The organism is Actinoallomurus sp. CA-142502 (assembly GCF_050936355.1).
In the GTDB taxonomy this organism is placed as follows: Bacteria; Actinomycetota; Actinomycetes; order Streptosporangiales; family Streptosporangiaceae; genus Actinoallomurus; species Actinoallomurus iriomotensis.
Genome location: NZ_JBNJMY010000001.1, coordinates 1561887 through 1576189, shown reverse-complemented (window position 1 = coordinate 1576189; position 14303 = coordinate 1561887). Strand labels below are relative to the sequence as shown.

Here is a 14303-nt window from a genome sequence, read left to right as displayed (position 1 = left end):
GGGTGGGTCAGGTGAGCACGGGGGCCCGGAGCGACGACTCGCCCGCGCGCCAGGCGCCGAGCAGCCGGCCGCCCAGCCGCTCCTCCAGCATCGCGGTCGCCTGCGCGCCGAGCACGACGTCGGCGGCCAGGTACGGCTCGCCCGCGAGGAGATCGCCGACGACGTCGCGGCGGAGGACCTGCTCGTGCACGGCGTCGGCCTCGATGTGCTCGGTGAAGAAGACCTCGGCCCCCGGCCGGGCGCCCAGGCGTTCGAGGGCCTCGGCGAGCCGCTGGGCGCCGGGCGGGGTGCTGATCTCGGCGGCCGCGAAGTGCCCGACCAGCGCTCCTCGCAGCGCCCGGTGCAGGCCGAACATCGACATCATGTTCACGGTCGCCAGCGTCACGGCGGGAACCGCGTCGAGGTAGCGCCCGTACGCGGGATCGAGCCCGGTCTCCCGCATCAGCTCCGCGAACAGCCGCGCGTGCATCCGCTCCCCCCGTCCCCCGCCGAACTCGTCGTACTCGACGGCGACGAGCGAGGCCTTGGCCTGCCCGCGCAGCCGCGGGATCACCCAGGCGTGCGGGTCGGCCTCCTTCAGGTGGTAGATCGAGCGGTGCACGAGGTACTCGCGCAGCTGCCACCATTCACCGTGGTCCCGCAGGTGGGCGCTCACCCCGGTGTCCTCGGTCGCCTCGGCGGTCACCCGGCGCAGCGCGGCGCCCACGTCGTCGCCGCCGGGCAGCTCCGTACGGATGGCGTCGAGGAAGACGCGTTCCATGCGGGCACGGAGCCGCAGCAGTCCCGGCTCCCACTCCCATTCCGGATCGACCCGGTCGAAACCGCGGTAGTGCAGCTCGTAACAGGTGTAGAGCGCGAGCTGGAGATCCTCGCCGAAGGGATCCGCGTCCATCCTGACGATGGACGCCGGCGCACCGTCCCGCAGCGCGGAGACGACCGCCGCCGACAACGGCCCCCGCGCCTCCGGCAACGGCGGTGCGACGATGACGTTCGACGTCACGAGGTTCCCTCCTTCCCTCGGCCCCGGCTTGTCCACAACCGCGGGGACGCCTTCCTTCGGGAGGTCTCGGCCCTTGACAATGGAAGTGGGCTGGAGCCCCCAGGGCGGGCGGGGCGTCTCACCGGGCCGGGGGCGGGGCATCGCACCAAGCCGAGGGCAGGGCATCGCACCAAGCCGAGGGCAGGGCATCGCACCAAGCCGAGGGCAGGGCATCGCACCAAGCCGAGGGCAGGGCGTCCCACCAAGCCGAGGGCAGGGCATCGCACCAGGCCGAGGGCAGGGCGTCTCGCGGCGATGCGGGCGGGGGTCTCGCCTCGGTGGGCCGGCATCAGCGGCGGCCCGTCTGCTGGATGAGCATGTCGACGACGCTTCGCAGGCCGTGGACGGCGGCGATGCGCTGGCGGGCCGCGCCGGTGCCGCTGTGGCCGATCTTGCGGATCAGCGCGCGGACGGTCCCCAGGTCCCCGGTCTCCTCCAGTGCGGGGCGTATCCGGCGCAGGAGTTCATCCAGCAGGTCCCGGGCGGCCGTCCGGCGTTCTTCGAGCAGATGGATGCCCTGCCCCGTCAGGCCGTACCGGGCCGCCGACCACAGCGCGACCGTGCACAGCTGCTCCCCCACCGGCGCCGCCTCCCTGCCTCCGGCGAGTTCGCCGAGCGCGGTCACCACGAGGGCCCGTACGACGGCCGCCTGGAGCACCGCCTCGTCGACCGTGGCCGCCGCGTCGCTCGCCCGTACCTCGATCGTGGGCAGCCGAGGTGACGGCCTGGCCAGCCAGAACGTCGTCGTCCGGTCCGCCAGGACGCCGAGTTCGACCATACGGTCGAGGAACTCGTCGTACGCGGCGGCGGAGGCGAACCACGGCGGGACGCCCCCGCCCGGAAAGCGCGCCTGCACCTGGATCCGCCAGCTCCCGTAACCCGAGTCGCGGCCGTGGTCGAACGGCGAGTTGACCGACAGCGCGACCAGCGTCGGCAGCCAGGGCCGCAGGTGGTTGAGCACGCCGACGGCCAGTTCGCGGTCCGGGACGCCGATGTGCACGTGGCAGCCGCAGGTCTCGTGGCCGACGACCGTGCCCGCCAGGATGTCGGCGATCCGCGCGTAGTGCTCGCCGGGCATGAACGGGGCCGTACGTCCGGGCAGGACCGGGTTGCCCGTCGACACCAGCCGCACCCCCTCGGCCCGTGCCGCGGCTGCCAGGCAGGTACGCGCGTCCGCGAGCTGCCGGCGGAGTGTCTCCAGGTCACGGCACACGCCGGTCGCGGCCTCGACCTGGGTGGCGACGAGTTCCGCCTGGAACATCACCTCCGGCAGAGACGCCTTCGCCGCCCGGGCGAGCACCGCCGGCGCGTGCGGCGAGGTACGGCGGGTGACGGCGTCGACCAGGAGGAACTCCTCCTCGACCCCCATCGTCCGACCGTTCCTGTCCACCAGGCCGCGCCTTCCCCGCACCACCCGGTGTCGCCCCAGGCGGCGACACCGGGTGCGCTCGTGAAACGTGAATCGCGTGCCGCGCCGGGTCGAAAGCCCTCTTCCTGGGGAAATGCCCAGCAGCGGCCACCGTCATACCGGCACGGCCGGCGAGGTCAGCTGACCGGCATCCTCTCGCGGGCGCGGCTCTTCATCCTCTCCACCCGCTCCGCCGGCATGGTCTCGCCCATCTCCTCTTCCATCCGCATGGCGTTGCCGAGCGCGAAGAAGGTCGGGGCCCACTGTCCGACGAAGATGCCCCACCGGTCCGCGCGGGCGATGCCACGCGACTCGATGTTGCGGGACATCATCCAGGACGCCACCGACATGCCGATGGACGCGAACCCTGCGGTGTAGAGCATCGAGGACGAGATACCCGCCTTGCGGAGCATGCTGATCATGACGATTCCCCCCTGAACTGTGCGTTTGCCTGCCGTAGCCGTACCCATCCAGCCAGTCCGCCACCCCACGCCCGGCGGCGGCCGCCGAAGGAGCCGAACGGGTCAGCCCGCCAGGGCCTGGCTGATCAGAAAACCGTTGAGCGCCGTGATCAGGGCGGTGACGACCGCGCCGGCGATGACGGTGGACTGGCGGTTGACCAGGTCCCCCATCAGCGTCCGCCGGCTCGTCAGGGCGATCAGCGGGATGAGCGCGAACGGGATGCCGAAGGACAGCGCCACCTGGCTGAGGATCAGCGCCCGGGTGGGGTCCACGCCGGCGGCCAGGAGCGCGACGGCCGGGGCCATGGTGAGCAGCCGGCGGACGAGGACCGGGATCCTCCGGCGCAGGAAGCCGTCCATGATGATCTGGCCCGCGTACGTTCCCACGCTGGACGAGGCCAACCCCGAGGCGAGCAGGGCGACGGCGAAGGCCACCGCGGCGCCGGGTCCCAGGACGTCGCCGAGGCCCGCGTGGATGGCCTGGAGACCGCCGGGGTCGTGGCCGTGGAAGGCGGTGGCGCCCACGGTCAGCATCATGATGTTGACCAGCCCGGCGACGCCGAGGGCGACGAGGATGTCCACGCGGCTCGACCGCAGCGCCGCACGGCCGGACTGGCGGCGTGTCAGCGCCGAGTGCAGGTAGATGACGTGCGGCATGACCGTGGCGCCGACGATGCCCGTCGCGAGCAGGAGGCTGTCCGGGCCGGCGAGGCGCGGGACGAACCCGCCGGCGGCTCCGGCGAACGACCCCGCCCGTAGGGCCTGATACAGGAAGCCGGCCAGGACGATCGCGAGCATGCCGCCGATCACCACCTCGAACCGGTGGCGGCCCCGCGGTGCCAGCGCGAGCAGCCCGCACGAGACGACCGCGGTGATCGCCGCCGCGGGCAGCAGGGCGACGCCGAACAGCAGGTTCAGGGCGATCGCGCCGCCGACGAACTCGGCCAGGTCGGTGGCGACGGCCACCAGCTCCGCCTGCGCCCACAGCATCCAGGTCAGCGGGCGCGGCAGGTGGTCGCGGCACAGCTCGGGCAGGGTCTGCCCGGTCGCGATGCCGAGCTTGGCGGACAGCGCCTGGACGAACATCGCCAGGACGTTCGCGACGGCGACGACCCACAGGAGCAGGTATCCGTAGCGGGCGCCGCCGGACATGTTGGTCGCGAAGTTGCCCGGGTCCACGTACGCCACCGAGATGACGAACGCCGGCCCGCACATGCCGGCGATGCGGCGGGCTCTGGGGGCGGCCGTCGGGCGGGATGCGACCGGAGGGAAGGTCTCCTGATACTGAGCCGGATCGAGCACGACAGTCACCTGTTCTCCTCGTGGCCGCGGAACCTCGGCCGGGCGTGCCGGACGGGGGATCCCGCGCCGGAGGCCCCGCACGGCTCGCGGTGGGGCTCCGACGCCTGCTCCGGCCTCAGGTGAACTTGTCCTTGAGCTTGCCCAAGGGTCCGGTCTCGGTGCCGAGGACGGGACCCTTGGGTTCACCCATGCTGCCGTCGTAGGTGGCGTAGAGCTTGGGGTCGGGCGGGGGCGCGGCGGCCAGGTCGCCGAGGGGTTCGGGGTCCATGAGGTAGGTGAACTCGTGTTCGCCGTCGGGCTGAAGCCCCGATGCCCAGCCGCCGTCGGTGGCGGCGGCGCCGTCGGACAGGTGCCAGATGGTCTGGGCGTGTTCGGCGTGTTCTTCGTCGAGGAGGGCGTTGGGCGCGACGGTGGTGGGTTCGAGGCCGTCGGCCTGGAGTTCTTCGATGGCTTTGAGCCAGAGGTTCTGGTGGAGGGTGTCGCGGGCGAGGTTGAACTTGAGCATGTTCTTCACGCCCGGGTCGTCCGTCATGTTGTAGAGGCGTGCGGTCTGGAGGCGGCCTTGGGCTTCGGCGGCGACGTTGGCGCGGAAGTCGGCGAGCAGGTTGCCGCTGGCGACGATGAACTTGCCGTTCCAGGGGTAGCCGTTGCTGTCGGCGGGCAGCGCTCCGCCGCCGGCCACGATGGCCTGCTGGGGGTCCATGCCGCCGATCACCGCACCGACGACCGGGTCGGCCAGCGCCGCCTTGGTGGTCGCGGTGGCCGGGGCGCCTTCGAGGAGGCGGGCGACCATGACCGCGAGCATCTCCACGTGACCGATCTCCTCGGTCGCCACATCCATGATCAGGTCCTTGTACTTGCCGGGCATCCGGCAGTTCCAGCCCTGGAACAGGTACTGCATCGTCACGGTCATCTCGCCGTACGCCCCGCCGATCAGCTCCTGGAGCTTGTGCGCGAACACGGGGTCGGGCTTCTCGGGCTTGGCGTCGAACTGCAGGTGGTCGGTGTGCCGGAACACGCTCACTCCTCACGATCGGTGTCAGACGTGAGGGACGCTATGCGGCACCCGTCTCCCACCCGTCACCACGGCGTCGCCGCCCGCGTCACCGCTCCCGCCGTGTCCCGCTCCGGGCCGGGCCGCAGGCGCGGATGACCAGCCGTACGAGGCGGTGACGGGGCCGTGACGAGCGGGTCGGCGAACTCTGTCAGCGCGGCGTTACCGGCATGCAGACGGGTATTTGCCTCAAAGCGGGTAGGCGACGTCTCAAGTGCGTATTTCGACACCCGCCGCCCCGGAGGACGCGATGGCCGCCATGCCGCAGGCAGAGCACGTCACCGCCGGATACACGGTGCGCCTGCTCGGCGGGTTCGAGCTTCGCCGGGGAGACCGGACCATCGCCGCGAGCCCGTCCGCGCAACGGCTGCTCGCGTACGTCGCCACCCGGCGCGCCATGGTCAACCGGGCGGCCGCCGCACGGGTCCTGTGGCCCGACTATCCCGACCCACGCCCCGCGGCGAACCTGCGGTCGGCCCTCTGGCGGCTACGGCGGGAGCACGGGGGCGGCCCGATGATGTCGACCGCACACGGGCTGGAGCTGCGGCGGGACACGGTCGTCGACCTCCAGACGGTGCACGCGAGGACCGCCGCCCTGTCGTCCGCGCCGGACACCTCGTGGGACCTGGACCTGGCGGTGCTGCGGCAGGACGTGCTGCCCGACTGGGCCGATGAGTGGCTGCTGCCGACGCGCGAGTGGTTCCGGCAGATCCGGCTGCACGCGCTGGAGACCCTGTGCACGCGACACTGCCGGTACGGCCGCTTCGACGCGGCGCTGGAAGCCGGCCTGGCGGCCGTCGACTGCGAACCGCTGCGGGAGAGCGCACACCGCGCGATCGTCCGGGTGCACCTCGCCGAGGGCAATCCGGCCGAGGCACTGCGCCAGTACGAGCTCTACCGGCGGCTGGCAGGCAGCGAGCTGGGACTGCGCCCGTCGCAGCAGTTCCGCGCGTTGATCGCCCACCTGCTCGGCCGCCCGATGGACGTCCAGGCGACCTGAGCACGGCGGCCTCCACCGGTCCGGCCGATGGAGGGCCGTCGCACCCACTCAATCGATCACAGCTCCGAGTCGGGCTTTACGTCCGCCTTCGCAACGCATACCGGCGGCTTTCCCAGACCCGTCATCGTTATTGGCCGTGTTGCGGTGCTGGGCGCCCGTGGTGCGGGTCAGACCTCTAATCCGGCGGAAATCGGTTCGACGGTCCTGGCCACCGCGGGCCGTGCCCGGCGACTCAACAGCGTGTCGAGCGCCCACGACCCGCCGCCGAACAGGGCCAGCAGCAGGAAGGACCAGCAGAACATCACCGCCGGCTCGCCGCCGTTGAGGATGGGGAAGAGCGCCTTCGGCTGGTGGACGGTGAAGTAGGCGTAGGCCATCGACCCTGACGCGATCACCGCGGCGACGCGGGTGGCCAGCCCGAGGGTCACCAGCCCGCCGGCAACGAACTGAATCAGGGCGGCCCACCAGCCAGGCCACTCGCCCAGGTGCGGTTGCGCTCCGCCGTGCGCGCCGCCGAGGACGTTGAACAAGGTCGCGGCTCCATGACAGGTGAACAAGAATCCGACCACGACGCGGAAAAGCGACAGTACGGAAGAGCGCAGCCGTTGCATCGATTCCTCCGAGGCAGGGGGACCCGCGGACGGCCAAGGGGGCCGGCCGTCGGGCGACGGTGAGGGACGGAAAAGACCTTCTCGCCAGATCGTTTACCGGCGTGATTACTGGAGTGTAAGCCGGTTACTAAACTACAGAAAACTCCCTTTCATGGATTTCATAAGCCAGCCTCGATCTGCCGGTTAATGTCGGTGATGGTCTTTAGTTCGCGACTACCCACACCAGCCCTAGCTGACCTGCATGTCAGCAGCGGTCATCGGCTGTTGTTGGTCGCCCGTGGCCAGCCTGTGACGGCCCAGGGACGGCCCGGCGCCCTCGATCGCGATGCGTGAAGCAGGAGCCTCGCTGATCGATGTCGAGATTCCCCGCCTGTCCGACCCGCGGCACGCTACCGGTCCAGGGAGTCGGCACCGTCGTAGCGCTGCCGGGCGGCCTCCAGCGCCGAGGTGTTGGCGCTGAACCAGCCCAGTAGCGCGCACAGCTGCTGAGCCAGGCTCTGCCCGAGTGGCGTCAGGCTGTAGGTGACCTGCGGCGGGACGGTCGGCTCCACCAGGCGTTCGACCAGCCCGTACCGCACCAGCGACTTGAGGTACTGCGACAGCATCTTCTGGCTGATGCCGGCGATGTGCTGACGAACGTCCACGGAACCGGTGGTCAAAAAGATGAATGGATTCAAGATGGCACAAGCCGTGTATCCCCGGCCTTCCTGGGCTGGGACCTTGGAGGCGTCGTCGTACGCCGAATCGACGAAATCGACATGTCACCGGCGACCAGTCAGTGGCTACTGCCCGATGCCACACCGGAGCACTTGCAAATCCCCTGGCTGCAACCCCACTTCACCAACGGCACAGCCTTTGCGATGCACGTACACCTCTTCGCGATCGAGACGAACGGCAAACGCATCCTGGTCGACACCGGCATCGGCAACGACAAGCCCCGGCAAATACCCGACGCCGACAACCTCCAGACCCCGCTGCTGCACCGGCTGACCGCCGCGGGCTACGCCCCGGACACCGTCGACTTGGTGATCACCACGCACATGCACGTCGACCACATCGGCTGGAACACTCACCTGGTCGACAGCCGCTGGACACCGACCTTCCCGAACGCCCGCTACCTCACCGACCGCAGGGAATGGGACTACTGGACCGCCGCCGCCGAAAGCGACGAGGAAGTCGCCCAGGCGCACCGAGACTCCCTGCGACCCATCCGTGACAACGGCCTGTACGACCTGCTCGACATCCCCGCCGCAGGCCTTGAGGTGGCCGACGGTGTCCGCCTAGTACCGACACGCGGCCACACGCCCGGCCACCTGTCGGTGAAGCTGACCGGCGCCAGCCGCAACGCGCTGATCAGCGGCGACAGCCTGCATCATCCCGTGCAACTGGCTTACCCCGACATGGGTAGCGTCGGCGACGTCGACCCTGCCGAGGCACGAACCACCCGCCACCGCCTGCTCACCGAACTAGCCGCCACCGACGACCTGCTGCTGGGCACCCACTTCACCCACCCCACCGGCGGCCGCATCCAGCACGAGGACAACCGATTCCAGCTGCTGACCGATTCCCCTGCACTTCTCTCGCCCGCCTCGTTCTAAAGGTCCGCGGGCCGGCACCAAGCGGCCCCCTCACCTACGGCGTTATATGCAGGTGAGGGGGCCGCTACCTGGTCAGTCACGGCGTCAGCAGCACCTTGATGGCGCCGTCCTTCTTCTTCTGGAAGATCTCGTAGCCGTGCGGCGCCTCATCGAGCGGCAGGCGGTGCGTGGCCAGGTCCTCCACGCCGAGCGGGTCGCCGTCGCCGGTGACCAGCGGCAGCAGGTCGTCGATCCAGCGTTTGACGTGCGCCTGGCCCATCCGCACCTGGATGCCCTTGTCGAACATCCGCAGCATCGGCAGCGGGTCGGCCGTGCCGCCGTACACACCGCTGATCGACAGTGTCCCGCCCCGTCGTACCGTCTCGATGGCCTGGTAGAGCGCGGCGAGCCGGTCGACGCCCGCCTTCTTCATGAACGTCGCGGCCGCGGCGTCGGGCAGCAGGCCGGTGAGGCTCTGGGCGATCTTCGCGCCCGGCGAGCCGTGCGCCTCCATGCCGACGGCGTCGATCACCGAGTCGGTGCCCCGCCCGTCGGTCAGGTCGCGTACGGCGGCCGGCACGTCGTCGCAGTCCTGGGCGTTCAGCACCTCGATGTCGTAGCGGCGGGCCATCTCCAGCCGCTCCGGCACGCCGTCCACCCCGATCACCCGGTACCCCAGGTGGCGGGCGACGCGGACGCACATCTGCCCGATCGGCCCCAGCCCGAACACCGTCACGCTGCCGCCCTCGGGGACGTCCGCGAACGCGACCGCCTGCCACGCCGTCGGCAGCACGTCGGACAGGTAGACGAACCGCTCGTCGGGCGGCCCCTCCGGTACCTTGATCGGCCCGAAGTGGGCCTGCGGCACCCGGAGGTACTCCGCCTGCCCGCCGGGCACCTGCCCGTACAGCTTGGTGTAGCCGAACAGGCTCGCGCCCATGCCCTGCTCGCGGACCTGGGTCGTCTCGCACTGCGCGTACAGCTTCTGGTCGCACATGTAGCAGTGACCGCACGAGATGTTGAACGGGATCACCACCCGGTCACCGGGTCTGATGTGGGTGACCTCCGCGCCCACCTCCTCGACCACGCCCATCGGTTCGTGTCCGAGGATGTCGCCCTCGTCGATGAACGGCCCGAGCACCTCGTACAGATGCAGGTCGGAACCGCAGATCGCGGTCGTCGTCACCCGGATGATCGCGTCCGTCGGCGTCTCGATGGCCGGGTCGGGCACCTCGTCCACGCGTACGTCGCGCCGGCCGTGCCATGCCAGTGCCTTCATCGCCGTTCCTCACCCCTTCCGCGGTAGTGGTCCTGGTGTTGTGCGCTACCCCGGCATCCGGCGAACCAACAGTTCGGGCCAGGGAAGCGTCAAGGAGGCGCCAAGGTGAGGCCGATCCGGAGCCGCCCGGTGTTGGCTGGTAACCGGGACACGCCGGGCCGCACTAGGGGGAGCATGCCGGGCCAGCACGGACTCGACCTGAGCATCACGCAACTCATCGCCGGCGCCGCCGCCACGATCACCGCGACGGTGGCGTCGTCGTACTTCGGGGTCGGCGGCACTCTCATCGGCGCCGGGGCGGTCAGCGTGCTGTCCACCGCCGGCGCCACCGTCTACCAGCACTTCCTCGACCGCGGCAAGGAACGGATCGCGGCGAAGATCCCGGTACGCGCCGGCGGCGGGACGGGCGACGGACCGCCGCCCGTAGCCACGACGCAGGGACGGCCGTGGCCGAAGTGGTACGTCGTGCTCGGCGCGGCGGGGGTGGTCTTCCTCGCCGTGATGGGGCTCGTCACGGCGTTCGAACTGTTCACCGGCAGGCCGCTGTCCAACACCGTGCGCGGCCAGGCCGGGCGGGGCACCTCGGTGCACCCGGTCGTGGCGCCCGTACGGTCCCCGCGGACGCCGCCGGTCTCCCGCCGGGCCACGGCGGAGGCCACCGCGACGTCCTCGGTGGCCCCGCCGCCGGGGACGACGGCCCGGACCACGCCGACGCCCTCCCCGAGCCGCACACTCCGGCCGATGCCCGGCGAGCGCTCCGCCGAGGCCACCGCCGGTCCGCCGGCCGTCCACTCGGCCGCACCGCCGGCGACCCCGGATGACGACGGATCCCTGAAGACCCCCTGACCGAGCAGAAGTACAGCAGGCGTCCAGCGAGTCAGGCCCGGGGAGGAAATACGTCAACGCTTGTAGTGACTCAGCATGACCCATGAAGTCATTGTCTCGGTCAGCGGGTGCCGGATCGGCCGGCCTGGCTCAATGACATTCCGTCGGCCGACGATCACTAATCGCGTCGGCCGACGGGAAAGAGGCCCGCCACGGGATGTGACGGGCCTCTGCTCTGTTACGTGCCTACACGGTGGTCACCAGCGATACCACCGGCCACGGGAGCCCGACGAGCCGGCGCTGCGGAAGACGAACCCGAGCACCCAGAGGATCAGGACGATGACGGCGATCCACCAGAGAGCCTTGAGGGCGAAGCCCGCCCCGAAGAGGATCAGGGCCAGCAGAAGAACCAGAATCAAAGGAACCATTTCTCATTACCTCCCGGCCAACCCGCTACCCGCGCTCGACGGGTTCATGCAACGCGCTCAGATCATTTCCGCCCGTTTCCGCTCCGGCCGGAGTCGATCATGAGGGAAACGTTTGTGACCGGCATCCGGGGTAGCGGGGCGAGGATGAGAAGACAGGGGGAAGGGCGTCAGGGTCTTATGGACGACGACCTCAGCTACAGCATGGAAGCCCGGGTACGGGTCGCGCTCTCGGCCAGCGCGGCGCAGGTCAGTACCACCGCGGCCTCACTCGTACCCACTCACGACGAATACGGCTGCCCGCGCGGTGAGCTGGCCGAACTCGCCGGGCGCCTGGTCGGTACGGCCGCCGAGGCGCTGACGTACGCCGTCGCGTGCGAACGCCGGCGGGGCACGAGCTGGGAGCGGATCGCCGAGGTCCTGGAAGAGGACGTGGCGGCGGTCCGGCGGCGGTTCGAGAAGCCGGTGGCGCGGCTCGACCGGGACCTGGTGGAGGCCTGGCTCGACCCGGATCAGGCGAGGCACCTGCCCGAGGGCGCCGACGACCCGGCCGCGAACGCGGCACGTCTCGACGAGTGGCTGACCGGCGACTCCCGGCTCGACGACGCGTTCCAGCACCATCCCGACTCGGAGGTCCGCGAACACCCGGTCAGCTCCGGGCTGCCCGTCATGTCCCTGAGCGAGCACTACGAGCTTCTCGCCTCCGCCGCCCGCGTGATCGACGAGGACCGCCACGACCGCGAGGCGATGATCAGCCTGCATCGGCGGCGGATCGCCCTGCTCGAATGGCTGCTGGCCGAAGAGCTCGTCGACCCGGAGATCGCCGAGGACGTCGACGAGGACACCCTGCGCGCCCTCCTGCGCGCCGCGCGCCGCCGCCTCGCCCGCCTGTAGCCCCTGCCCACTCATGGCGGGGGCGATCCGGGGTAGCGCTCCTGTATGAGAATCGTCATTCTGGGCGCCACGGGCAATGTCGGGTCGAGCACGGCGCAGGCGCTGGCGGCCGACCCGGCCGTCACGTCCCTGATGTGCCTCGCCCGGCGCACCCCGGACCTCGAGCTGCCGAAGGCCGAGTGGGCGTCCGCGGACGTCACCACGACCGACCTGGTCCCGCTCTTCCGCGGCGCCGACGCCGTCATCCACCTTGCCTGGGCCTTCCAGCCCACCCACGACCCGGCGGCGACCTGGCGCGTCAACGTGCTCGGCAGCCGGCGGGTCTTCGACGCGGTGGCCGCGGCGGGCGTGCCCTCGCTGGTGTACGCGTCCTCGGTCGGCGCGTACTCTCCCGGCCCCAAGGACCGGGCCGTCGACGAGTCGTGGGCGACCGACGGCTGGCCGGGCGCCTCCTACACACGGGAGAAGGCGTACGTGGAGCGGGTCCTCGACGCCTTCGAGACCGAACATCCGAACGTCCGGGTCGTACGTCTCCGTCCCGGGTTCATCTTCAAGCGGGAGTCGGCGCAGGAGCAGCGCCGTATCTTCGCGGGGCCCCTGCTGCCCAATGTCGACGCCCGCGCCCTGCCGATCGTGCCGGACGTTCCCGGGCTGCGGTTCCAGGTGGTGACCACCCCGGACGTCGCCGAGGCGTACCGGCTGGCGGCACTCGGCGACGCCCGCGGTGCGTTCAACGTCGCGGCCGATCCGGTGATCGGCACTCCCGAGCTCGCCGAGTTGCTGGACGCGCGGCCCGTACGCGTTCCGGCCCGCCTCGTACGCGCCGCGGTCGCGGCCGGCTGGTGGCTGAACCTGGTGCCGGCCTCACCGGGCCTGTTCGACGCCCTGCTGCGCCTGCCGATCATGGACTGCTCCCGCGCGCGGGAGGAGCTCGGCTGGACGCCGCGCGACAGTGCGCTCGACGCGCTGGAGGAGTTCGTCACCGGGCTGCGCGAGGGTGCCGGCACCCCAACGCCGCCGCTGGCCGCCCGGACCGGCAGCCGGGTACGCGAGCTCCTCACGAGCCGCCGGCAGCTCCCCTGAACGCGCCTGGAGGCGGTTGCCGCGGCAACCGCCCCCAGGCTGACCGGCGCGCTGGTGGTCTCAACGCGTCGGCTGGTTCTCGTCGCTACCCGCCCCGGGCCCGTCGATTCACTTTTCAGGAATCCTTGAGCAACTCGGTCTGAAGCTGGGTGAGCGTGCGGGATATGAGCCGCGACACGTGCATCTGCGACAGGCCCATCAAGTCCGCGATCTCGGTCTGGGTCTTGTTGCCGTAGAAGCGGTACAAGATGATCATCCGCTCGCGCTCGGGCAGGTTGTCGAGCAGCGGACGTAGCGCGATGTGGTCCACGGCGTCCTCGATCGCCGGGTCCTGCGCGCCGATCAGCTCGCCGAAGGTGTCGGCGTCCTCCTCGTCGCCCACCGGTGTGTCGAGTGACATGGGCCGGTAGGCGTCGAAGGCACCGATCACCTCGATGGCCTCCTCCTCGCTGATGTCGAGGATCTCGGCGATCTCCGTCACCGTGGGTGCGCGGTTGTGCTCGCGGAAGAAGTCGCGCCGGGCCTCACGCATCGCCAGCCGCAGTTCCTGCAGCCGGCGGGGCATGCGCAACAGCCAGGTACGGTCGCGGAAGTGCCGTTTGACCTCACCGGTCATCGTCGGCCCCGCGTAGGCGAGGAACCGCTCGCCGCGCTCGGTGTCGTACCGGTTGATGGCCTTGACCAGGCCGAGCATCGCGGCCTGCTGAACGTCCTCGATGGGTTCGTCGTACTGGGCGTAGCGCCGGGCGATGCCGCGGACGATGGGCATGTGCATCCGCACCAGCTCCGCGCGGATGTCCTCGCTCCGGGGGTCCTCCTTCGGCAGGGAGCCGAGCTCACCCAGCAGGGCCTCGGCATGGCCGTCGTCATAGTCGATCTGGGTCGTCATGCGATCTCCCAGGAAGAGTTTCGGGAACAGCGGCTGCGCACCATGGGTGGGGCGTTTTCGCTATGTCTCTTCGCTGGGTCGCCGAGCCGAGTCTGTGATCACCGGTCGCATGGGCAGCCGTCACCTCACGTTGGTTCGATTACGTGAGGGCCGCGCTTTTGGACCCGTCGTCCGGCATCCGGCCGGAGCGGTACCTCCACCGTCTACCCCGACGCGTGACAAGTCAACCGGAGGAGTTTCGACCGTGTCATGGCTCTCGTCCGGCCGCGTCGGCGGCTCGGCTGGTGCGGTGACCACGAACGTTCGCCGGGTCGGCGCTCATGACGGCGACACAGGACAGATCCCTCGGCCGGCGGTGGCCCGCCTCGCCCGCCCCCTGCGGTGGCGACGAGTCGCTCGCCTCACGGCGAGGATCCACCCACGTCGTCCCGCAAGCCGGGAAACGTTAGTGACACC

15 protein-coding genes are annotated in these 14303 nt (G+C 70.6%); 5 read left to right on the top strand and 10 right to left on the bottom strand.

The window, feature by feature from the left end; all coding sequences use genetic code 11:
- Positions 1 to 7 precede the first annotated feature (7 nt).
- The 5 genes from ACQEV1_RS07705 to ACQEV1_RS07685 form a co-directional block, all read right to left on the bottom strand.
- Entirely contained in the window at positions 8 to 1000 is a 993-nt protein-coding gene (locus tag ACQEV1_RS07705) for an iron-containing redox enzyme family protein (RefSeq protein ID WP_433392595.1), read from the bottom strand.
- A 328-nt stretch (positions 1001 to 1328) separates the two neighbouring features.
- Positions 1329 to 2429, bottom strand: a complete 1101-nt coding sequence (locus ACQEV1_RS07700; protein WP_433392593.1) for a carboxylate-amine ligase — start codon at positions 2427 to 2429, stop codon at positions 1329 to 1331.
- A gap of 155 nt (positions 2430 to 2584) precedes the next feature.
- Entirely contained in the window at positions 2585 to 2869 is a 285-nt protein-coding gene (locus tag ACQEV1_RS07695; RefSeq protein ID WP_285621797.1) for a hypothetical protein, read from the bottom strand.
- 102 nt (positions 2870 to 2971) lie between these two features.
- Complete coding sequence (locus ACQEV1_RS07690; protein ID WP_433392591.1) at positions 2972 to 4219, bottom strand: Nramp family divalent metal transporter; 1248 nt, start codon at positions 4217 to 4219, stop codon at positions 2972 to 2974.
- A gap of 106 nt (positions 4220 to 4325) precedes the next feature.
- A complete protein-coding gene (locus ACQEV1_RS07685; RefSeq protein ID WP_433392589.1) occupies positions 4326 to 5228 on the bottom strand; it encodes a manganese catalase family protein in 903 nt (300 codons plus the stop codon).
- Positions 5229 to 5478: 250 nt separating this feature from the next.
- Here ACQEV1_RS07685 and ACQEV1_RS07680 point away from each other — a divergent pair, with 250 nt between their 5' ends.
- A complete protein-coding gene (locus tag ACQEV1_RS07680; protein ID WP_433392587.1) occupies positions 5479 to 6264 on the top strand; it encodes an AfsR/SARP family transcriptional regulator in 786 nt (261 codons plus the stop codon).
- Positions 6265 to 6431: 167 nt separating this feature from the next.
- Here ACQEV1_RS07680 and ACQEV1_RS07675 read toward each other — a convergent pair whose 3' ends face one another.
- Entirely contained in the window at positions 6432 to 6875 is a 444-nt protein-coding gene (locus ACQEV1_RS07675; protein ID WP_285567343.1) for a DoxX family protein, read from the bottom strand.
- A gap of 389 nt (positions 6876 to 7264) precedes the next feature.
- On the bottom strand, positions 7265 to 7519 hold the full coding sequence (locus ACQEV1_RS07670; protein ID WP_285621808.1) for a winged helix-turn-helix transcriptional regulator: 255 nt from the start codon (positions 7517 to 7519) through the stop codon (positions 7265 to 7267).
- Here ACQEV1_RS07670 and ACQEV1_RS07665 point away from each other — a divergent pair.
- On the top strand, positions 7502 to 8473 hold the full coding sequence (locus tag ACQEV1_RS07665) for an MBL fold metallo-hydrolase (RefSeq protein WP_433392584.1): 972 nt from the start codon (positions 7502 to 7504) through the stop codon (positions 8471 to 8473). The genes ACQEV1_RS07670 and ACQEV1_RS07665 overlap by 18 nt on opposite strands.
- Positions 8474 to 8549: 76 nt before the next feature.
- Here ACQEV1_RS07665 and ACQEV1_RS07660 read toward each other — a convergent pair whose 3' ends face one another.
- Positions 8550 to 9731 (bottom strand): zinc-dependent alcohol dehydrogenase, encoded by a 1182-nt coding sequence (locus tag ACQEV1_RS07660; RefSeq protein ID WP_433392582.1) that lies wholly within the window; start codon positions 9729 to 9731, stop codon positions 8550 to 8552.
- A 174-nt stretch (positions 9732 to 9905) separates the two neighbouring features.
- On the opposite strand from ACQEV1_RS07660, the gene ACQEV1_RS07655 reads away from it, so the two are divergent.
- On the top strand, positions 9906 to 10577 hold the full coding sequence (locus ACQEV1_RS07655; protein ID WP_433392580.1) for a hypothetical protein: 672 nt from the start codon (positions 9906 to 9908) through the stop codon (positions 10575 to 10577).
- 236 nt (positions 10578 to 10813) lie between these two features.
- On the opposite strand, the gene ACQEV1_RS07650 is transcribed toward ACQEV1_RS07655, so the two are convergent.
- Positions 10814 to 10984, bottom strand: coding sequence for a DUF5670 family protein (locus tag ACQEV1_RS07650; RefSeq protein WP_285567338.1), 171 nt, complete (start codon positions 10982 to 10984; stop codon positions 10814 to 10816).
- 177 nt (positions 10985 to 11161) lie between these two features.
- Here ACQEV1_RS07650 and ACQEV1_RS07645 point away from each other — a divergent pair, with 177 nt between their 5' ends.
- Both ACQEV1_RS07645 and ACQEV1_RS07640 read left to right on the top strand, forming a co-directional pair.
- Positions 11162 to 11875 carry a hypothetical protein gene (locus ACQEV1_RS07645; protein WP_433392578.1) on the top strand — a complete coding sequence of 238 codons (714 nt, stop codon included), beginning with the start codon at positions 11162 to 11164 and terminating at the stop codon, positions 11873 to 11875.
- A gap of 45 nt (positions 11876 to 11920) precedes the next feature.
- Positions 11921 to 12958, top strand: a complete 1038-nt coding sequence (locus tag ACQEV1_RS07640) for an NAD-dependent epimerase/dehydratase family protein (RefSeq protein ID WP_433392576.1) — start codon at positions 11921 to 11923, stop codon at positions 12956 to 12958.
- Positions 12959 to 13073: 115 nt separating this feature from the next.
- Here ACQEV1_RS07640 and ACQEV1_RS07635 read toward each other — a convergent pair whose 3' ends face one another.
- Positions 13074 to 13847 carry a SigB/SigF/SigG family RNA polymerase sigma factor gene (locus ACQEV1_RS07635; RefSeq protein ID WP_433392574.1) on the bottom strand — a complete coding sequence of 258 codons (774 nt, stop codon included), beginning with the start codon at positions 13845 to 13847 and terminating at the stop codon, positions 13074 to 13076.
- Between the last annotated feature and the right edge of the window lie 456 nt (positions 13848 to 14303).